This window comes from Chitinophagales bacterium (genome assembly GCA_016787225.1).
GTDB lineage: Bacteria > Bacteroidota > Bacteroidia > Chitinophagales > JADJOU01 > CHPMRC01.
Genome location: JAEUUY010000030.1, coordinates 24,800 through 47,317, shown reverse-complemented (window position 1 = coordinate 47,317; position 22,518 = coordinate 24,800). Strand labels below are relative to the sequence as shown.

At 33.1% G+C, this 22,518-nt stretch carries 17 protein-coding genes; 15 read left to right on the top strand and 2 right to left on the bottom strand.

The features are described 5' to 3' along the window. Window positions 1–4 precede the first annotated feature (4 nt). The 4 genes from JNL75_11625 (at window position 5) to JNL75_11610 (ending at window position 8,127) form a co-directional block, all read left to right on the top strand. Window positions 5–5,041 carry a hypothetical protein gene (locus JNL75_11625; GenBank protein ID MBL7790469.1) on the top strand — a complete coding sequence of 1,679 codons (5,037 nt, stop codon included), beginning with the start codon at window positions 5–7 and terminating at the stop codon, window positions 5,039–5,041. Between the two features lie 8 nt (window positions 5,042–5,049). Further along, the gene (locus JNL75_11620) at window positions 5,050–6,696 is read left to right on the top strand and encodes an NAD+ synthase (protein MBL7790468.1); all 1,647 of its coding nucleotides are present in this window, start codon (window positions 5,050–5,052) and stop codon (window positions 6,694–6,696) included. A gap of 44 nt (window positions 6,697–6,740) precedes the next feature. Next, window positions 6,741–6,965: a hypothetical protein gene (locus tag JNL75_11615; GenBank protein ID MBL7790467.1), complete on the top strand. Its 225-nt coding sequence runs from the start codon at window positions 6,741–6,743 to the stop codon at window positions 6,963–6,965. Window positions 6,966–7,089: 124 nt separating this feature from the next. Continuing rightward, window positions 7,090–8,127 (top strand): A/G-specific adenine glycosylase, encoded by a 1,038-nt coding sequence (locus JNL75_11610; GenBank protein ID MBL7790466.1) that lies wholly within the window; start codon window positions 7,090–7,092, stop codon window positions 8,125–8,127. 91 nt (window positions 8,128–8,218) lie between these two features. Here JNL75_11610 and JNL75_11605 read toward each other — a convergent pair whose 3' ends face one another. Together JNL75_11605 and JNL75_11600 are read right to left on the bottom strand one after the other, a co-directional pair. Next, the gene (locus JNL75_11605) at window positions 8,219–8,935 is read right to left on the bottom strand and encodes a hypothetical protein (GenBank protein MBL7790465.1); all 717 of its coding nucleotides are present in this window, start codon (window positions 8,933–8,935) and stop codon (window positions 8,219–8,221) included. After that, the gene (locus JNL75_11600) at window positions 8,932–10,812 is read right to left on the bottom strand and encodes a polysaccharide biosynthesis protein (GenBank protein MBL7790464.1); all 1,881 of its coding nucleotides are present in this window, start codon (window positions 10,810–10,812) and stop codon (window positions 8,932–8,934) included. The genes JNL75_11605 and JNL75_11600 overlap by 4 nt, the downstream gene beginning before the upstream one ends. Before the next feature lie 215 nt (window positions 10,813–11,027). On the opposite strand from JNL75_11600, the gene JNL75_11595 reads away from it, so the two are divergent. From JNL75_11595 to hisF, 11 genes are all read left to right on the top strand, one after another. Continuing rightward, window positions 11,028–12,308 carry a nucleotide sugar dehydrogenase gene (locus JNL75_11595; protein MBL7790463.1) on the top strand — a complete coding sequence of 427 codons (1,281 nt, stop codon included), beginning with the start codon at window positions 11,028–11,030 and terminating at the stop codon, window positions 12,306–12,308. Between the two features lie 26 nt (window positions 12,309–12,334). Further along, the gene (locus JNL75_11590) at window positions 12,335–13,228 is read left to right on the top strand and encodes a Gfo/Idh/MocA family oxidoreductase (protein MBL7790462.1); all 894 of its coding nucleotides are present in this window, start codon (window positions 12,335–12,337) and stop codon (window positions 13,226–13,228) included. Between the two features lie 37 nt (window positions 13,229–13,265). Continuing rightward, window positions 13,266–14,534, top strand: a complete 1,269-nt coding sequence (locus JNL75_11585; protein ID MBL7790461.1) for an O-antigen ligase family protein — start codon at window positions 13,266–13,268, stop codon at window positions 14,532–14,534. After that, window positions 14,531–15,760 (top strand): oligosaccharide flippase family protein, encoded by a 1,230-nt coding sequence (locus JNL75_11580; protein ID MBL7790460.1) that lies wholly within the window; start codon window positions 14,531–14,533, stop codon window positions 15,758–15,760. Before JNL75_11585 ends, JNL75_11580 begins: the two co-directional genes overlap by 4 nt. Window position 15,761: 1 nt before the next feature. Continuing rightward, window positions 15,762–16,847 (top strand): DegT/DnrJ/EryC1/StrS family aminotransferase, encoded by a 1,086-nt coding sequence (locus JNL75_11575; protein MBL7790459.1) that lies wholly within the window; start codon window positions 15,762–15,764, stop codon window positions 16,845–16,847. Between the two features lie 3 nt (window positions 16,848–16,850). Next, on the top strand, window positions 16,851–17,480 hold the full coding sequence (locus JNL75_11570; protein MBL7790458.1) for an acetyltransferase: 630 nt from the start codon (window positions 16,851–16,853) through the stop codon (window positions 17,478–17,480). Continuing rightward, window positions 17,480–18,556 carry a TDP-N-acetylfucosamine:lipid II N-acetylfucosaminyltransferase gene (locus JNL75_11565; protein ID MBL7790457.1) on the top strand — a complete coding sequence of 359 codons (1,077 nt, stop codon included), beginning with the start codon at window positions 17,480–17,482 and terminating at the stop codon, window positions 18,554–18,556. Before JNL75_11570 ends, JNL75_11565 begins: the two co-directional genes overlap by 1 nt. Before the next feature lie 352 nt (window positions 18,557–18,908). Continuing rightward, complete coding sequence (locus JNL75_11560) at window positions 18,909–19,988, top strand: oligosaccharide repeat unit polymerase (protein ID MBL7790456.1); 1,080 nt, start codon at window positions 18,909–18,911, stop codon at window positions 19,986–19,988. Further along, on the top strand, window positions 19,985–21,130 hold the full coding sequence (locus tag JNL75_11555; GenBank protein MBL7790455.1) for an N-acetyl sugar amidotransferase: 1,146 nt from the start codon (window positions 19,985–19,987) through the stop codon (window positions 21,128–21,130). The genes JNL75_11560 and JNL75_11555 overlap by 4 nt, the downstream gene beginning before the upstream one ends. A 10-nt stretch (window positions 21,131–21,140) precedes the next feature. Continuing rightward, a complete protein-coding gene (gene hisH / locus JNL75_11550; protein MBL7790454.1) occupies window positions 21,141–21,749 on the top strand; it encodes an imidazole glycerol phosphate synthase subunit HisH in 609 nt (202 codons plus the stop codon). Continuing rightward, a complete protein-coding gene (gene hisF / locus JNL75_11545; GenBank protein MBL7790453.1) occupies window positions 21,750–22,514 on the top strand; it encodes an imidazole glycerol phosphate synthase subunit HisF in 765 nt (254 codons plus the stop codon). It abuts the gene before it with no gap. Window positions 22,515–22,518 lie beyond the last annotated feature (4 nt).

The following is a 22,518-nucleotide window of genomic DNA, read 5'->3' as shown; positions in this document are numbered from 1 at the left end:
GCCTATGAAGAAAATTTTACTTCTAATATGTACAATTTTAGGGTTAATAACAAATGGTCAAGCACCTTATGGTCATGAGTGGATTGATATTTCAAAACCGCATTATAAAATTCCATTATCCGTCACGGGCATTTATAGAATTCCGTATTCGTTCCTTCAGACAAATTGTCCCGAAATAGCTAATGCTGCAGCTAGTGAGATCTGCATTTACAATAATGGTAGACAAGTACCTATTTATCTTTCTTGGACTAGTACCCCTAATTCAGCAGACTTTATTGAGTTTTATGGCAAAAGACTCGATGCAGATGTAGATAAGAGATTGTATGCTGATTCAAATCATGTTTTAAATCCTTATGCCAGCCTTTTCAAAGATACCAATTATTATTTCCTAACTTTGAGAACTGGGTCTAATTTGCGTATAATTCAGTTAACCAATGATACGACAAGTATTAGTAACCCTTATCTTGATTATTGTATTGGTTTGGCTCTAAATCAATATAAAGTGGCTTATAGCGATGGTCGAAGATGGTATTATTCGGCTACTCAATATTCCGTGAGACCTTCATATGACATTGGTGAAGGCTGGGGAACGAATGCTTATACTAGTTTAAATTTTACAACACCTAGTTTTATTAACACTGCTGGATTGAACGCTAAGCTTAAGGCGAGACTATTTGCTAGAAATGAAGCTAACCATAATCTTGAATTTAAGATGAATGGTATCAATGTGGGAACTCAAAATGCATCAGGAAGTACATTGGTTAATTTTGATGTGGAAGTAGCAGCTAGTAATATAACATCGAACTCGACTAGTTTGACAATAACTCCACTTATACCAAACAATCATGGTTATTGTCTCGGTTTTGCCTCCTTGACTTATCCAAGAGATTTTAATTTTAGCGGATTGAACCAATTTAGTTTTTCACTACCTGTTTCTTCTGGTTCTGTCCGTTTTCAAATCTCAAATTATAATTCAAGTAATGAAGTAGTGCTGTATGATTTGATTAATAATACGAGAGCGATTCATCAAGCCTCGTCCTCGCATCGATTTCTAGCAAATATGCAAGGTGCTAATAGTTTACTCCATATTGCTCATCAAGCTTCATTGTTAACTTTGCCACCTATAAGCAAGTATAATTTTTCTAATCTATTAAATCAGAGGGGAAATTTTCTTTTGATTGCAAATAGAGCTATGCAGTTTGACTCTAGTGGAGCAGATATTATTCAGCAATACAAAGTGTATAAGGAGTCTGTCGCAGGTGGATCATTTCAAGTAGTGGTCGCCTACACGGACGAATTGCAAGAGTTTTTTGGTTATGGTCAACCAAAGCACCCTTTAGCTATTCGTAAATTTATTCAATGGTCTCAATTATGGGGTGGAGAAAAGCCCAAGCATGCAATGCTTGTAGGTAAAGGATTTGCAGCGAATAGTTTGTTTAGCTCTGTAGGAGCAAATTATAATAACAATTTCATACCGTCCTTCGGTCATGCGCTGTCAGATTATCATTATGGAACTATGGATGGATCAGATATCCAATTCTTAGGCATTGGTAGATTGGCTGTTACGAATGGTCAAACAGTAAAAAACTATTTGGATAAGCTCAAGGAGTATAATGCGGAGTATTACGCAACTTCTGATTTAGACCAAAACCCTAATAAGAAAGAATACATGAAATGGGTAGTGCATTTAGGTGGAGGAACTGGAGCAGAACAACAAGCAGATTACAGAGCTAATTTAAGAGCTTATGAAGCTTTAGCAAATGACACTCTTTACGGATCAAAAGCTTTTTCAGTTTTTAAAAATGGCCCAGACATTTCAGAAGATGTCACCTCAGTAGATTTAACAAATAGAATAAATAATGGAGTCGGTCTTATTACATTTTTTGGACACTCCTCCGCTACGATATTTGATGTGGGCATTGGAGAGCCTACCACCTTTACTAATAAAGGCAAATACCCAATTTTCTTGGCAAACGGTTGTAATTCTGGCTTCTTCTATGGAGGTGGTTTATCGTATTCTGAGAGTTTTATTAATTTGAAGGATAAAGGCGCAATAGGCTTTATAGCTACAACCAATACTGCATTAGATGCCGCCTTATACCAATACGGGTATGCTTTTTATGAACAATTAACTAGGAATAGCTATAATTCGACAATAGGACAAGTGGCTAAAAATGCGAGTGCATCTCTATTGTCTAGTGGTAATGTAAATTATCTTAATACTACATTCATGGAGTTTAACCTCAATGGTGATCCTTCGGTACCTATGACACAGTATTCGAAACCAGACTACTATATAGATGCAAGTTCCGTCATATTTCCTGCGTATAATTTAAATACAACCATTGACACCTTTCCTATAAAAATTATTGTTCAAAATTTGGGCAAGGCTATTAATGGCAATATAAAGGTAAAAGTAGAACGAATTAATAACGGAAATTCAGCTATATATGAGAAAATAGTTTCAGCTCCTATTTTCAAGGATACCTTTATATTAAGTATCCCAATCAGAGATCAAAATTTCGGGTTAGGTATCAATTCATTTAATATAAAGATAGATGCTGATGAGACCTATTCAGAAATTTCAGAGGCTAATAATGAAATTAAAAACATAGGGAATTTATTAATTGAGAATGATGATATTATCCCAATATTTCCCTATGAATACTCTATAGTATCGACCAACACGGCTAAGCTTATAGCCATGTCTACATTAATTAATAGACCTACAAGAAGTTATGTTTTCCAAATAGATACAAGTGAGGATTTTAATAGCACATCTTTGAGGACATTTAAATCGGATGCTACTAATGAGAGTATTATTTCTTGGCAACCGTCTTTGGTGTTTCAGGATTCAATGGTCTATTATTGGAGAGTAAGTAAGGATTCATTGCCAGGTCAAGGATATCGATGGAATAATTCTTCTTTTGTGTATATTCCAAATCAACCTCTAGGGGGCTGGAATCAATCACACTATTATCAATATCTAGATAATACCTATAAAAATATTATACTTAATTCTACACGTCGATTTCAATTTGTCAATGATGTCAAAAGCATTTCATTTAAAATTAATGGAAGTAATAATGTGTATGATACAGAATGGTATTTAAACAATGCAAGGCAGGCTGTCTTGCGAGAAGCAGGTCGAATGACTAATGGAATTTTTGTAATATGGATAGATGGCAAGTCTGGAATAGCCAGACAAAGTATGGACTCCAACTATGGCTCCAGAATTTGGGGAAGCTATGGCTCCATACAGTTCGGATATCCAGGATTACCTAGAGAGGGATTTGTTTTTCAAGATACAGGCTTAACACCTGCGAATCACCCTATGCCTAATACTCCTTGGTCAACTGTATTGCTTAGCTTTATCAATCAAGTGCCAGATGGCGATTATTTAATCTTCTATTCTAATAAACGTCCTGTATATCCTGCGTGGAGTGCTGATTTGAAATCTTATTTTTTCAACGCAGGGTTTTCTAATTTGCAACAATTAGTTGATGGCACAGTGGTTGCTCCCTTCATATTTGGCTATCGAAAAAATACTCCTAGTTTCCCCATATATCAAAAATTAGGCATCAATTATACTGGTTTTACCACAGGCGATATGTTCATCAATGGAAGTTGGAAAGAAGGGTACAAAGAATCAGTAAGTGCTGGACCAGCCAGAAAATGGCAAACCTTGAGTTATAAAATTGAGCCTACTGAGATGGCTAGTCAAGATATCAATTCAATTGAGCTTTACGGTATTCGGGCAAATAAGCAAAGGGAATTACTTAAGACATTTAATTCCTTGACGCTCGATACCAATATTGATTGGATTAATTCGAATACTTATAGAAACCTTCAATTAAAACTTAACACGAAGGATGAAATAAATAGAACCCCTACACAATTAAAGTTTTGGAGGATTTATTATGAAGATATTGGTGAAATTGCGATGAATAATTCCGCGAATCTAATTCCAAAAATGAAGGATACCATAGATAATGGCGAAACTATGAAATTAAACTTTGGAATTGAGACTTTGAATTCTAAAAACTTTGATTCTGTAAGTTACAGGATAACAATATCTCAAGGGAGTCAATCCAAACAAATCATTGGAAAAACAGCACCAATTGCTGGAAATACTTTTTCACTAATTGAAAGAAATTTGTCAATGAATGATTATTTCGAAGGTCTGAACTTAGTCAGCTACGAGATAAATCCTAGCAACTTTGATTATCAGATTGAAAAATACGATCAAAATAATTTCACCAAGTCTAGTTTTTTTGTAAAATCAGATATAGAAAATCCCTTGCTCGATGTGACTTTCGATGGTGTTCATATTATTAATAATGAGTTAGTATCGAGTTCTCCTAATATTAGAATATCTTTAAAGGATGAAAACAAGTACTTATTATTAAATGATACTTCATTGATAAATCTTTATTTGCGATACCCTGACGGTAGCCAAAGACCTATTCATTTTTCTCAAACAGACGTCAGTTATACTTTAGCTAGCACTAGTATGAATAGAGCAGAGATTAATTATAAACCTACATTAGTAGATGGCACTTATCAGCTCATAGTGAAAGATAGAGATAGAGCAGGCAATAGTAGCAGTCCCAATGGGAGTTTTAATTATAAAATTTCATTCCAAGTCATTACCAAGAATCAGGTATCTCATTTCATGAATTATCCTAATCCTTTTACCACATCCACACAATTTGTTTTTACCTTAACAGGGTCTAAGATTCCAGATTTTATAAAAATCCAAATAATTAGTATTCGTGGGCAAGTGGTCAAGGAAATTTTCAAAGAGGATTTAGGACCACTGAAATTAGGAGTCAATCGAACACAATATGCCTGGGATGGCAAAGATCAATATGGCGATTTATTGGCCAATGGGGTATATCTATATAAGGTAACTGTGAAAAATAACGGAGAGGATATCCCTATGATGGATGAAAATGATTTCAAATCCATTAATAAGTCTAGTAAGAATCTGGGTCAATATTTTAAAGATGGATGGGGGAAAATGGTGATTATACGTTAAGATATTACATGAAAATAGCCCTCTCACAGCAGAATTATATACTCGGAGATTTTGAATATAACACGAATAAAATTATTCATGATATACAAAGAGCTATAGTTGATGAAGCCGATTTAATAGTTTTTTCCGAACTATGTCTAACGGGTTATCCTCCTACAGACTTTTTTTATTTCGAGGATTATTATATCAAATTAGAGAAGTGCTTTGAGAGACTTTTTCCCATGAGCCATCAGATTGGAATTTTTGTAGGGGCACCGAGAAAAAATCCAGTCAAAGAAGGCAAAGACTATTTCAATTCTGCTTTTCTCATTTATCACGGTGAAATCAAAGGAATCACAGATAAAACTTTACTGCCTACCTATGATATTTTTGATGAATATCGATATTTTGAACCCAATAAAGTATTTAACTGCATAGAGTTTAAAGGAAAAAAATTGGCTGTTACCATATGTGAAGACATTTGGGATATTAATGCTGATAATCCTATTTATAATAAGACACCACTAGAGGAGCTAGCTAAACAAAGACCAGATATCATTATAAATTTATCAGCTTCACCATTTTCCTATAGCCATAGCGAGGAACGCAAAAAGGTGGTTAGAGAAAATTGTATCGTCAATAATACTCCTATGGTATACGTAAGCTCAGTGGGAGCACAGACAGATTTGGTGTTTGACGGAGGTTCTATGGTCTGCAATGCAAGGGGAGATATCATTTTTGAGCTGAAATATTTCCAAGAAGATTATGGTATTGTAGATATGACTCAATTGGATACTATTATTCAAACTCAGCCAAGATTGGAGAAGGTAGAGCGAAAGTATCAAGCTTTAATTTTAGGAATACGAGATTATTTCCATAAACTCAAAATGAAGAAGGCTGTGCTTGGGTTGTCTGGCGGTATAGATTCTGCATTGACCTTAGCATTAGCTGCGGAGGCTTTAGGACCAGAAAATGTATTGAGTGTGCTCATGCCTAGTCAACATTCCAGTCAGCATTCCGTAGATGATGCCCTTCAGATATGCGAAAATTTAAAAAGTCCTTATCATATTATTCCTATTGAGGATAACTACATTGCTATTACTTCTTCTCTGCAACCAATGTTTGAAGGAACACAGGAGAATATCACTGAAGAAAACATTCAAGCCCGGATTCGCGGCATGCTGCTCATGGCAGTATCCAATAAATTTGGATATTTGCTGCTCAACACCTCCAATAAATCAGAAGTAGCTGTAGGTTATGGAACACTCTATGGTGACATGTGTGGAGCTCTAGCTGTATTGGGCGATGTATATAAGACAGAAGTTTATGCTATGTGTGAATACATTAATCATAAAGCTAAGAAAGAACGCGGTCATGATATCATACCCCAACATACTATAACAAAACCACCCAGTGCTGAGCTGCGACCAGGACAAAAAGATCAAGACTCTTTGCCGCCTTATGAGATATTAGATGCTATTTTATATCTTTATATCAATAAGGAAATGGGACTTGAGGAAGTAATCGCTGCTGGGTATGAGCGCACATTGGTAGAGCACATTTTTGCTATGGTCAATCGCAATGAATTTAAGCGTTTCCAGACACCGCCTATCATACGTGTAAGTTCCAAAGCTTTTGGTTTTGGAAGAAGAATACCGATAGTCGCAAAATTTTAAATTAACTAGCTATTTTTTCGTAGTTTTGTTATAAAATTGAGGTTATGACTGCATTAGAATTAAATGTATATGAAATTTTTAAATCAAAATTAGGTGAAAATGAAGCAAAGGCTATAATTGAATTTATAGATTTAAAAGCCGAGCAAAAAATCAATACCAAAAAGGATGTATTTTTAACTAAAGATGATAAAATTGATATCATAAAATGGATGGTTGGATTTTGGCTTGCTCAAATGGGAGCAATTATAGGACTCTATTTGACAAAATAGATTTTTCTGTAATCATGAATCTTGCCGCATGTTATTTCATTAAGATTTGTGAAAAGTGAATGGGTTTAAATTTTCAATTAAATTTACACTAAAACAAAAATTGATTAGGATGATGTCATAATCCATGAAACTATCATCACATCAAATTAAATTGTTTCAAAAAAAACTGCTTGAATTTTATAGTCAAAATTCGGGAGATAAGCCATGGAATATAGATAAATATCCTTATAAAATATGGATATTTGAGGTGGTCATGCAGCAGACGAGAATGGAACAAGGTCTACCCTATTATGAACGCCTAATTAAAAAATTCCCTACACTAACACACTTGGCGAATGCTGAAGAGGATGAATTGTTTTCCGTTTGGAAAGGATTGGGCTATTATAGTCGAGCGCGAAATTTACATTTCACCGCAAATCATATTGTAAAGGTGTTGAAAGGAAAATTTCCAAATAGTTATTCAGAATTATTGAAATTGAAAGGCGTAGGGGAATATACTGCGGCAGCTATTGCGAGTTTTGCCTTTGACGAGAATATTGCGGTTTTGGATGGAAATGTACATCGAATACTATCCAGATTCTTTGGTCTGAAAAAAACTATTCAATCTAGTACTGACAAGAAATATTTCCAATCTTTGGCTAACCAACTATTAATAAAAGGAAAGTCAGCTTCTTTTAATCAAGCTATGATGGATATGGGTTCACAGATTTGTAAACCGCAAAATCCAAGCTGTGAAAATTGTGTTTTTTCAACTGAATGTATAGCCAACATTCAAAATCGAATATCGGAGCTACCCCCTCCTAAGATTCGACCCATACTCAAAGACCGCTATTTCTATAATTTATTTGTAGAATATAGAGGGAAAATTTATCTCGAAAAGCGTGTAGCTAATGATATATGGAAAGGTTTATATCAAGGTATCGTTCAAGAGGGACCCGAAATTGATGAAAAATTTTGGAAAGAAAAGAACATCGACATTATAAAAGTTGAATGGACTGATTGGCAGAAACAAATATTGAGCCACCAGAGGGTGATGATGAAGATAGGAAGATTGAAGGTCAATAAGAACCAGGGTTTTCCAATGCAATTTATTCATAAAACCGAATTGGAAAATTTGGCATTTCCAAGAGTGGTAAGTCAGTATTTTGAATCAGTAAAATAGTACCGACGATACATAACATATATCCCCAATTTAATTGTAAGATTTCTTTGTATGTCGGCATTATACCTAGTTCACTTTGACTATAAAAATTTTATAATTGGTATAATTTATATTTACCTATAATTTTCTTAAGTTGATAAAATTTGGGATTTAAAGGGTTAAGAAAAAACAACTTCAAATTTTCACTCTTCCCTGCTAGTTTATAGTCTTCAATTGTGCTTAAGTTTTCCTTGAGATCAATAATAAGTATATCTAAGTCGTATTGTTTCATATATAATGAAATATCTTTTGGATTCAGTTCTCCCACACTATGTTCTAAGGAATATTTTAACCAATCATTGTGAATGATTGATTGTGCTATATCTTTATAATTTTTTGAAACTAACATAACGTTTTTAGTCGAATAAATCCTTCTTAAAATATTTCTAAAAATTTTTATCCAAACAAAACGAAGCAATAGAACTAAAACAAAACTTAAGCTATAAAATATACCTAAATGAACGAGATAATACTTTCTATCTAGCACAATAAGCCAATAAATAGTAACTAATAAAAAAGCTATTAATAAATATTTTAAACTAAATCCTAAAATTGATTTAAGATTAAATGAAGGATTGTATAGTTTCTGCTTAGTAAAGTAAAATGAGACTATAGTAGATAAATTGATGAATATAAACAAGGATGGATAGGACCAACCATCAACCCAAAACGTATAGAAAATTATCAAGTTTGTAATACCCAAAGCTATATTGACAGCAATAAGGTCAAATAAAAGCTTGCTTAAATTGATATTGAATTCTTGTTTCATAGGGTATCTAATTCAGAATATTCAGAATTATTACTCTTATACCCTGGTATAAGAATTTTTAAGCCTTTTACTAATTCTCTCGGCTCTTCTTTGTCTTCAAATAATCTAAAAATACTATTTAGTTTAATTTCAAGGTCTTTGAAATCATGATTAGCATTTTTACCTATCATAATTTTAGGGTGATGGGTTGGCAAGGTATTTTCCTTATCTGCCAGTAATTCTTCGTACAATTTTTCTCCAGGTCTGAGACCGCTAATTTCTATACTAATGTCCTTATTCTCCTCTAATCCATATAATTGGATCATTTTTCTAGCTAAATCGATGATTTTCACAGGTTGCCCCATGTCGAAAAGAAAAATTTCTCCTCCTAGACCATAGCTGCCCGCCTCTAAGACCAGCTGACAAGCTTCCGGAATAGTCATAAAAAACCGAGTTATTTCGGGATGGGTTACTTTTATTGGTCCTCCAGATTCAATTTGATTTTTAAAAATAGGTATTACAGAGCCATTGCTGCCGAGCACATTTCCAAAGCGTGTCGTTATGAATCTGGTGGCTACATCTGGATTTTGATTAATTAATTGTACGTATAGTTCTGCCGCTCTTTTAGTGGCGCCCATTACATTTGTTGGATTTACAGCTTTGTCAGTAGAAACGAAAACAAACTTTTTGCAATTGCATTTCACCGCATGGTCAATAATGGTTTTAGTGCCGATTAGATTGGTTTTTATGGCTTCATAGGGGTGCAATTCCATAAGGGGGACATGCTTATATGCAGCTGCGTGGAATACAATATCAATTTGATGAATCTTAAAAATTTCTTCAATACGATTATTGTCTGAAATATCTGCTATATAAGAAGTTACATATTTAAATTTTGACAGAAGTTCATTTTCAATATCAAAAAGTGGAGATTCGGCTTGGTCAAGCAAAATTAGCCTACTAGGCTGGTATTGGATTATTTGTCTGCAAATTTCAGACCCTATAGATCCTGCTGCTCCTGTGACAAGCACAATTTTATCAGCTAGTTCAGATTTTATCTTTTGAATATCCAGTTTTATAGGAGGTCTTTGAAGAAGTTCCTCGATTTGAATCTTCTTGTTTTGAATTTGTGATTTTTCATTTATGGTTAGCCAACTCTTTAGTTTTTGGCTTTCGATAAGTTTCACATTTTTAGCTTCGCAAATTTCTTTGGCACTTTGTAAGTAGGAACCATAACCTTTTTCAGCAACTACCAATAAACTATCAATATTGATAATGTCTAACATAGTGTTTAGGCTCTGAATATGATAAACTGGCGAACCTTCAATTGTTTTATTTATCAGACTATTGTCCTTTGAAAAATAGGCCACAATTTTATATCTAAACTGAGCACGTTCATAATCTAAATAATGCTTGGTAATTATGGATTGATAATCTGTACCTATGATGGCTACCCTTTTTTCGGGTAACTGAACGGAACTTAACACATTGATAGATATGATATATCTAATAACTAATCTGTAAAGTGTGATAGTAAATAATCCTAGGAAATAACTAAGAATGAGAATATAATTACTCAGAAAATAAGAAGGGTAAGATGATTTAAGAAGATTGCTTAAAGCGATCAGAACAAAAGCTGAAATTGTAATAGATAGAAATATTTTGAATAAATCTCGATATGCAGTATATCGAAGCACCGTAATATGGGTTTTAAATAACAAGAATCCTAGTAGATAAATTAGGGTTGCTATTGCTAACGCTATTAGATAAGTTTGATTGACACTTAAAAGCTTATTTATGAATATGATAGATGCTAATATGAGAGAACATATTACAATGACTGTCTCAAAACCTAAAATGAGAAAGCGTGAAGAATGAAAGGAGTATAATTTTCTCAAACTGCTTATTTGAACGCCAAATGTAAAACAATTTTTTTATACAATTTTTATCTCTTCTGAAATAGGGCAACAATCTTACATTTTAAGAAATACTTAGCCATCTTGATAGGTATGTTTTGTAATCTCGTAAAGACTAGTTTGTCACTATAAATTAATCTTGGTTTTAAGTCATAATAAATAAAAAAGTCATATTTTTGTCGATTCTAAATAGTTATATGAATAAAATTGCAATTATTGGGCTAGGATACGTTGGATTGCCTTTAGCCAGATTATTTGCTACGAAATACAGAGTAGTAGGGTTCGATATCAATGTTTCTCGTATCGATGAACTTCAAAATGGACATGACTCCACACACGAAGTGAGCTCTGAGCTCTTAAAATCAGTCCTAGTTTCAGATTTCACTAAAGATAAGAATGGCTTATTGATTACTAATGAGCTAAACTCAATTGCAGACTGCAATATTTATATTGTAACAGTGCCGACTCCTGTTGATAAAAATAATAATCCTGACCTAACACCCTTGTATAAAGCCAGTGAAACTGTAGGGAAGGTTCTCAAAAAAAGGGATATTGTAGTGTATGAATCGACGGTATATCCTGGAGTAACAGAAGAGGAGTGTATCCCAGTATTGGAAAAAGTGAGTGGTCTAAAATTTAATTCAGATTTCTATGCAGGATATTCTCCAGAGCGCATAAATCCTGGAGATAAAGAACATACGGTAGAAAAAATATTGAAAGTTACCTCGGGATCAACACCTGACGTGGCAAAAATTGTAGATGAATTGTATAGTTCGGTAATTACCGCTGGTACTTATCTAGCATCTAGTATCAAAGTAGCTGAAGCAGCCAAAGTCATTGAGAATTCACAAAGAGACATAAATATCGCTTTTGTCAATGAACTTTCAAAAATTTTCAATGTCCTAAACATTGACACCTATGAGGTACTTAAAGCGGCAGGTACAAAATGGAATTTTTTACCATTTAAGCCAGGGCTTGTAGGAGGACATTGTATAGGCGTGGATCCATATTATCTCGCTCAAAAGGCTCAGGCTCATGGATATTTCCCAGAAATAATATTAGCGGGTAGAAAAATGAATGACTCTATGGGTGAACACGTAGCCTCCCAATTAGTCAAGATGATGGTTAAAAAAGGGATTGAAGTTCAAAAGTCCAGAGTATTAGTGCTCGGTTTTACTTTTAAAGAAAACTGTCCGGATGTCCGAAACACAAAAGTAGAAAGTGTAGTCAATTCTTTGGTTTCATTTGGAGTTACGGTAGATGTTTGCGATCCTCAGGCTAATGTGGAGGAAGTAAAACATGAGTATAATTTAGCTATAACCAATACAATACCAAAGCAGCAGTATGATGGCATTTTATTAGCCGTTTCCCATAATGAGTTTACAGGTATTGATCTTGCTGGTTTTAGGAAGACTAATTCAGTCGTGTATGATATAAAAGGCATATTGCCAAATGGTCAATATGACGCTCGATTATAAATTTTAAAATTAAAATAGTTGAACTAATGAAGAGATTTGCACTAATAGGCGCTGCGGGCTATATAGCCCCGAGGCATATGAAAGCTATTAAAGATACTGGTAATACTTTGGTTTGTGCTTTCGACCCCTATGATGGTGTGGGCATTATGGATAGTCATTTCCCTGATGCTGATTTTTTTACCGAGTTTGAGCGTTTTGATCGCCATATTGATAAATTGAGAAGACAAGGCAATCCTATCGACATTATCAGTATATGTAGCCCAAATTATCTTCATGATGCGCACATTCGATTTGCATTAAAAAGTGGTTGTGATGTTATCTGTGAAAAGCCATTGGTTCTTAATCCTTGGAATGTGGATGCTATTGTAGATATTGAAAAGGAAACTGGAAAAAATGCCTATACGATATTGCAATTGAGACTTCATCCCAATATCAAGGCATTGAAAGAGAGAATTGATAACTCTCCTACTGGAAAAGTCTATGACATTGATTTAAAATATATTACCTCTAGAGGGAAATGGTATCACCATAGTTGGAAAGGTGATATTGATAAATCGGGCGGAATAGCAACGAATATAGGTGTACATTTCTTCGATATGCTCACATGGATATTTGGGGATATAGTAGAAAATAAGGTACATAGGCACGATGATGATACCGCAGCGGGTTTTCTACATTTAGAAAAAGCTCGTATCAATTGGTTTTTAAGCATTGATTATCACCAAATACCTGAAGAAGTTAGATTAGCTGGCAAGCGTACCTATCGCACTCTAAGCATGGAAGGTGAAGAAATTGAATTTTCCGATGGGTTTACAGAACTGCATACAGATAGTTATCGAGAAATATTGGCAGGAAGAGGTTTCCCTGTTTCCGTTTCTAAGAAGGCAATTGAGATAGTGCATGGTATTAGACCAGAGTAAAATTTTAGTCAGCAGACTACTAAAACTCGCATTTTGTTTGTTATTTACATTTCCTGCATTACCTAATGCATTACAGAGTATAGTATTTGCTTTTTTCCTATCAATTTGTATAGTAGATTTTTTTCTCAATAAACGTTCTATTTTCTTTGAATCAAGAAATTATGTGACACTATTTTTTGTATCTGCCTACTATATTTTTTTTCTATCTACCTATTTTTATAAATCTAGTTTTAGTTTCTCAACGGAGTTTATACAGCCAACATTTTTATTACTTCTATTTCCTTTGATTTTACTTTTCTTTAATTGGACTAAAGATGAGGAATTGAATAAATTAACCACACTTGTTTACACAGTAAGTTCTTTGTATTCGTTTTATCTTCTTTATGAATTTTGGGTAGAGGGCATTGCTTTGTCCCATAAATACTATATTAGCGATGTAGATTTTACAGACTATGGAGTTATTCCTGATTGGAAATATATATTTAAAAATTCTACAGAATTCTTAAACAGTTTGGCAGATTGGGGATTTCATCGTGAGGGGATTAAAATTGAACTAAACACCCACCATACGTTTCTTTCAGCAGTGTATACATTGAATGTAATATTTATACTCTCAATTCTCAAAAGAAGTTTAGGTTTGATTGAAAGAGTCTTTTTTTTGTTAGTATTATTAATTCTATCATACTTGGTCTATTTCTTGGAGTCGAAGGTTAATATAGCTTGTTTGATTATAATAATATTATGTTGGATAGTCTACAATTATTTTAGAGTTATTACTCCTAAATTCAGATATATTTCTGGTTTTGTTTTGTTTATAATGCTGTTATGGGGCGGGCAGTATCTAAGGAAGGATAAGTTGGACATGGTTCAGGAGATAGAATCGAAGGTAGTTAAGGATCCCAAACGAAAACAATTGTATTCCATTCTGATCAATGAGGCCAAACATAAACCTATATTTGGTTATGGAGCAAATAACGTAAAAAATTTAGTGGATAGTGTAATAAAGAGGGATTCAAGTATGTATATTTTTAGTTTCAATATTCCTACATATTTCAAAAGTCCTCATTCTCAATATTTGTTCAGTCTACTTGCTGGAGGTTCTATACAGTTGGTCTTGCTTCTATTGATGTTTATTTATCTTGGTGTTTTACTATTATATAGAGGCAATATATTTGGTTGGAGTTTTATTTTACTTGTAGGAATCAATTGTGTTTTCGATGATTTTTTAAACAGGGCTTGGGGGGTCTACCTTTTCTGTTTGGGATTAGGGTATTTTTGGAATAATGTAATTAAATTAAAAGAATGAAAGCATCTTTTTATAAAAACTTCTTAATTCTTTTTTCCGGAACTACTATTTCCCAGATTATTCCTTTTGCTGCAGCTTTTGTCATTTCGAGAATCTATACCAATGAGGAGTTTGGATTTTATGGTTTATTTATAACGATTGCAGGAATTTTAGCAGTGTTCGGCACCTTAAAGTATGAAGTTGCCCTATTAATTTCTGATACAGAAGAAAAATCCCTACATATTATGCAAACTGTACTGCTAATTGCAACAACCTTTACGTTCTTGCTTTTTGTTAGCATAGCAATACTTATATATATGGGATTATTGACTTTACCATATTTCATGTTGCCCTTAGTAGTGTTTGCTGTAGCTATGTATACATCAATCGATAGATTTTATAATAGATATAGTCATTACAAGTCTATGTCATTTCTTCGAATAAGTAAATCTACTTCCGAGTCAATTTACAACGTATTAGGCAGTCTTAGCTTGTTCCGACCTTTTAATTTAATAATTGGTTTTAGTGGAGGATATTTATTAGGTATTGTTTTTTTTTCAATTTCGCAATATCATTTTGTAAAAAAAATAATAATAGGCTTTTCTATTTATAATGTTAAGAAAGTAATGAAAGAATATAAAGATTTCGCCGTATATTCTTTTCCTCATACTCTTTTAAATACAGTTTCCACAAGTATTCCCATACTTTTAATACCATATTATTTTGATAAAACTACTTTAGGACTTTACATGTTTGGGTTCAAATATATTCAAGCGCCTTTGAGCCTAATATCTGGCTCTATCTATAATGTATTTGGTCAAGAATTAAAAGACTGCATGACAGAAAGAACTGCAAGAATTCATGCATTTTCTAGTTTGACTAAGAAATTAATGATTCTAGCGATACTTATGGTTCCTTTTCTATTGACAGCACCATTTTTCTTTACATTATTTTTCGGAGAAAACTGGACTGTTTCTGGGAAGTATATTCAAATTTTAACTCCATGGATTATTGCTAACTTTGTGTTATCAGCTATATCTAATATCCCAATTTTATTCGAAAAGCAGCGACAAGCCTTAATTTTAGAAATAGTTTATTCTATTGTTAAGCTTTTGCCCTTTGTTCTTTTTGCAGGAGTCTTTGGTTTTGATATAAATGAGGTGCTAATAGTCTACGTTATTTTTACTACATTTGTTTTGGTCTATGGTTTTTATTGGAATAGAAAGTTAATTTATGGCAATCACTAATATGCAAACTGAGGATATCCGTATTAATGTAACGAAGACATTTCTTCCATCAATAGATACCTATTCAAATATTTTAAAACGAGCTTGGGACAATGTATGGCTTACAAATAGAGGTGAGTTGGTTCTTGAATTGGAGGAAAAGTTGAAGGAACATCTAGGACTGGATAACATCCTTATTATGAACAATGGAACCATTCCTATTCAAATAGCACTTAAACTATTGGCGAAAAATGGAGAAGTCATCACTACCCCTTTTAGCTATGTAGCTACCTCATCTTCCATAATATGGGAGAATTGCACACCAGTTTTTGTGGATATAGAGGAGGATACTTGGACTATTGATCCAGAAAAAATTGAGGCAGCTATTACTCCTAAGACAACATGTATTTTAGCGACTCATGTTTTTGGGAATCCATGTGATTTAGAATATATAGAAAAGATAGCCGAGAAGCATAATCTGAAAGTCATTTATGATGCTGCACATTGTTTCGGTGTTAAGTATAAGGGTAAGAGTGTTTTTTCATACGGAGATGTGAGTACATGTAGTTTTCATGCCACTAAAATTTTTCATACAGGAGAAGGTGGAGCAGCTTTCTGTCCAGACCCTGAGTTAAGAAAAAAAGTATATTATAGTCACAATTTTGGACATGATGGACCTTTAAATTTTCATGGCTTAGGTATCAATGGTAAGATTAGTGAACTTCAAGCAGCAATGGGATTGGCTGTTTTCCCCCATATGAAGGAGATATATGAGACAAGAAAATTCGCAGTGGAGTTTTATAATGCTCATATCGATTCTGAACGATTCGTAAAAATGAAAATAAGGGAACATACCGATTGGAATTATAGCTATTATCCTATACTGTTTAAGGATGAGGCAGATATGCTGGCTGCACAAGAAAGGTTTAATACAAAATCGATATACCCTAGACGTTACTTTTACCCATCATTAAACACAATCCCTTATATAAAGGGACAAATTATGCCAATTTCTGAAAATATAGCCTCAAAAATTTTATGTCTCCCTCTATATGCTGGTATGTCAGAGAGTGACTTGAATAAAATTGTAAATACTATTAATAATTAATATATGCTAATTGCTGGAGCTAAAGGATTTGCAAAGGAAGTCATGGAATCATATATCCAAGATCATACAGAAGCAGAGGTTGTCTTTTTTGATGATGTGAGTCTAGATATTGACTCCTATATGTTCAATAAGTTTCCAATCTTACGTTCAAAAGTTGAACTCAAAGATTATTTTTCAAACATCTCTAACGAATATACCTTAGGTCTTGGTTCACCAGTAAGTAGGAAAAAATTGTCTGATATAATAGATGAAATTGGTGGTAAGTTAGTCTCTACAATCAGTAGTAAGTCACATTTGGGCCAATTTGGAATTGAAATTAAGGAGGGTTGTAATTTAATGCAAGGTGTAATAATTACATCGAATGTAAAAATTGGTAGAGGAGTTTTGGTTAATATTAATTCTACTATAGGACACGATTCAATTATTGAAGATTTTGTAGAAATCTGTCCGGGTGTTAATATATCTGGTAACTGCCACATTGGTATGCAAACTTTTATAGGTACGAATGCTACTATATTGCCAGGAATTAAAATCGGTGCTAATGTAACAATCGGTGCAGGGTCTTTGGTAACAAAGGATATTCCTGATAATACTATGGCATATGGCATTCCGGCTAAACCAATTAGTAAATAGTGATTATTCATTTTATAACAGGAGGTGACATATACTCCTATAATTATATCAACTACGTTAAAAGGAACTTTGATGTTTCTCAAAATAAGTTTTTCGTTTATAAAAATAAAAACTACAATGAGAATTATACAACAGATTACCCAAATCTAGAATATTATAATAAGGAAATTCAATTTTCAATCAAGAAGTTTAAAGAGATACATAAAGCTAATAAAATTGTATTACATCAGCTAAATATACCTTTGGTAGTATTGTTTTGGGTCATTTTTTATCCATTTATTTATAACAAACTTATGTGGGTAATTTGGGGAGCAGACTTGTATGACTATTACGAAAAGAAAGTTAGGTTGAAGGATTATTTAATTGAGTATTTGAGAAGTTACTTTATACGAAGAGTTAAATATATTTCCTGCTACATTGAAGGAGATTACTATTTATGTAGAAAAATTTATGGTTCTAAGGCAAAGTACTTTAAATCATGTTATCCAAAGACTATTGATGAAAAAATTATTAGTTATGCGCATGATAACCAAATTGAAAATCAAAACACAACAATACTTATTGGAAACTCTGCAGATAAAAGAAACAATCATATAGATATTCTAAATAAACTCCAGCGATTCAAAGATGAAAATGTAAGATTATTATTGATACTATCTTATGGTGGAACAAAAGATTATGTTGAAAAAGTTAAAAATCATGCCTTAAATTTATTCGGCTCAAAGGCTGTTTGCATATTGGATTATATGAGTTTTGAGACATACGCAGAATTACTTACAAAGACTAATATTTGTATCTTTGGGCACAAAAGACAGCAAGGCTTAGGAACTATTAATCTAATGCTAGCGATGAAGAAAAAAGTTTTTTTAAATTCTTTTATTACCCCTTTTGTATATTTTAATAACATTGGAATAAAAATCTATGAAACTGATAAAATAGATATTTACAGCTTTGCTGAGTTGATAGATATTTCAGAAAATGATCTAGCTGAGAATCAATCTAAAATTTTAGAAGATCTGAGCTTGGTTAAAACGAATAAGTATTGGGAAGCTATATTGGAAAAAGATTGGGACTAAGAAATAAAATATTGAATTAAATAAAGTGAGGTTACGGAAATTTTTTATCGTTATAGCGACATTTATATCTCTGCCTATCATCTGTTATTTTTTTGCAGACAATTTTGAGCAAGTTTATGGAATTTCTCTAATTGTATTTTTTATTTTTAGTTCATTCTTACTTCTAAATCGATTTGTATTTTTTGAGCCACTTACACTGTTTAATTTTTATAACATATTAGGGGTCATAGGTTTTATTTACTATTATTTAGAAGGTTTTTATAGAAGTAAATATATCTCAGACACTCAATACTCAAACGATTTGGATGATTTATTTACGAAAAGTATTTATTACTATCTCATTGGGTATTGCATGACTCTCGTAGGCTATTTTATTGTGAGAAAAAAATTTGATATCAATATTCATGTGAAAATTGAATCGGAAAAAGTTTATAAGTTACTCATTTATACATTTCTTATTCTTTGCTATATAAATTTTTTATACATTGTAATGAAGTTTGCTGGCGGTAATATTTTTGTTTATTTTCAGAATATTGCTATTAGACAATATGAGTTTACATTAGGCGGTGGTAGTACTATTTTCTATAATCTGGGGTATATAGCTATTTATTTATGGCAATTTTTAGACAAAAAACAAAAAAGTTCTAGATGGTTGTTTCTGATTAATTTGTTAGCCATATTTGCTATTAAATATAGTACCGGCAGAATTGTACAAACTTTGTTTTTTCTAATTTCAGTTATAGCTTTGGAATACTTTTTAAGATATGATTTTTATAAAAAGTATACAAGAAAAATTATGTTTTCATTTACAATCTTTGGAACTTTTGCCTTTTTAATGTATTTTTATCGTATGTATAGCAGTGTGGTATTCATTAATCAGGCAAATACAGACTTTGTAGGATTTGTTACTGAGAAATTTGAATATACTGAATTTACTCAGTCTTTAATAGAAAAGGGTAATATTCCCAATATTCCAATTTTGATGAAAATTATTGATAGTTGGGAAAATGAAATGGGTTTCCTCTATGGGAAATCATTAATCCAATGGATTTTTAATTTTATTCCTTTTTCTAAGTCTGGTCTACTACCGCCTTCAGAAATAATAAAAGAAGTTTGGTATCCACATATAGAAGGCGGGGCTTTGCCCCCTACTGGTTATGGTGAAATGTATGCTAATTTTGGAATTTGGGGCATAGTAATTGGTATGTTTTTATTCGGAATAATTATGGCATCTACCTACAATTTGTTAAGAAAGTATAATAATATGTGGTATCTACTCATATACGTAAACCTTTCAGTTTTCTTCTTTTCTGTGTATCCAAAAGGAGAATTTGATAATATGTCTCTGTATTTGTTTCTTCCATATATTTTTACCTACATTTGCATACGAATATTCAATCAGCTATTCTCAAGAAACATCAAAGCTACATGAGCGAGAAACAATATCAAATATGCACAAATTGTGTAATGGATACGACAGATTCCGAGATAAAGTTTAACTCAGAAGGGATTTGCAATCATTGTATTGATTTTAAAGAAGTTAGATCTAAAAATTGGTTCCCAAATGCCGAAGGTGAACAAAAGTTAGCTGCTATTTATGCTAACCTAAAACAAGAAAATAAATCTAAGGACTATGATTGTATTTTAGGCTTGAGTGGCGGCGTAGATAGTTCTTATTTAGCTCTAAAATTATTTGATGCAGGCATTCGCCCTTTAGTTGTGCATGTTGATGGCGGCTGGAATAGTGAGTTAGCTGTCCAAAATATTGAGAGTATCATCAATTATTGTGGCTGGCACTTACATACAATTGTGATAGACTGGGAGGAGATGAGAGATTTACAATTAGCATATATGAAATCAGGTATATCCAATCAAGATGTACCTCAAGATCATGCTTTTTTTGCTTCACTATATCATTTCGCTACCAAATTTAATGTAAATACTGTTATCAGTGGGGGTAATATTTCGACAGAATGTATTTTCCCAGAATCATGGCATTGGAGTGCTATGGATGCAGATAATTTACATGCTATACATAAGAAGTTTGGCAAACTTAAATTGAAAAAATACAAGACAATTGGATTTTGGAGTCTGTATTTCTATTATCCATTTATTAAAAAGATGAAAACCTTGCGACCATTGAATTTTATGTCATATATAAAATCAGAAGCGCTAATTGAATTGAAGGAAAGAATCGGATATAAGGAGTATGCGAAGAAACACGGAGAATCTGTATTCACTAAGTTTTTCCAAAATTATTATTTGCCAATGAAATATGGTTTTGATAAAAGACGACCGCATCTTTCCAGTATGATAGTCACGGGTCAAATAACACGCGAATACGCTCTAATTGAGTTAGAAAAACCTCTTTATGATGAGAAAGAATTGCAATTTGACAAAGAATATGTAGCTAAAAAACTTGGTATTTCGAATCAGGAGTTTGAAGCCATATTAAATATGCCGAAACACAGCTATAAAGACTTTGCTAACATGGAGTCCAAATATCAATTTGTGAAAAAAGTTCAGAATTTTGTTTCTAATCTTTTAGGAAGAAAAATCTCTAATTACTCTTAAGAAAAGTTTCATGATTGCGATTCTCGATTACGGAGTAGGAAATGTAAAGTCTATATCCAATATGTTTAAGAAGATTGGAGTGGAATCTGTCATTACTGCCGATACCGAGGTGTTAAAGTCTGCATCAAAATATATTCTCCCAGGCGTAGGAGCCTTTGATTATGGAATGACTCGATTGAATCAATCTGGAGCCATTCCTACTCTGGAAAATGAAGTGTTAGCGAATAAAAAACCGATACTTGGTATTTGTCTTGGTATGCAATTATTGACGCTTAGAAGTGATGAGGGTATAGAAAAAGGTCTCGGCTGGGTGGATGCCGAAACTTTAAAATTTAAATTAGATACTAGCCAATACGCTATACCGCATATGGGGTGGAATGAAATCGTGCCTAAATCAGATCAAAAGCTTTTTAACGGCTTATATGAAGAGGCTCGATTTTATTTTGTACATTCCTATTATGTATCATGTAAAAACCAAACTGATATAGCAGCCAGTTGCAACTATGGAGGCGATTTTACCTGCTCTGTGCACCGAGAAAATATATATGGAGTTCAGTTTCATCCAGAGAAAAGCCATAAATTTGGTATGCAATTATTAAAAAATTTTAGTGAGCTATAGATGTTACAAAAGAGAATAATACCTTGTTTATTGCTTCACAAAGGAGGTCTGTATAAAACAGTTAAATTTAAAGAGCCCACTTATATCGGTGATCCTATCAATGCCATTAAAATTTTTAACGAGAAAGAAGTCGATGAACTTATGTTTCTGGATATTGATGCTTCGACTGGCAATAAAGAACCCAATTTCGCTTTGATAGAAGATATAGCCAGTGAGTGTTTTATGCCACTATCCTACGGAGGAGGTATCAAGTCGGTAGAGCACATGAAACGAATCAATTCTCTAGGCGTAGAAAAGTTTTCAATCAGTTCTGCGGCTACCAAAGACCACAAATTGATTAGAGATGCAGCAGATGTCTTTGGAAGCTCTAGCGTCATAGTAACTATAGACGTAAAAAAGGAACTATTCGGGTCTAAAAAAGTTTATATTCATAATGGCAAGGTGAATACAAAGATTGGGGTCATCGATTTTGTAAAAAAAATGGAAGAGCACGGTGCTGGAGAGCTCGTTATCAATTCTGTAGATAGAGATGGTATGATGGCCGGATTCGACCTAGAACTTCTCTCTGAGATTAAAGCTCAAACTTCCATACCTATTATAGGACTAGGAGGAGGAGGCAATCTTCAACATATAGCAGAAGTCTTTGAAAAGACAAAAATAGATGCCGTAGCTTGCGGCAGTATGTTTGTGTATCAAGGCCCTTTGAAAGGTGTCTTGATAAATTATCCATCTCGAATAAAAATCAAAGAATTATTAGCGAAATAGCTCT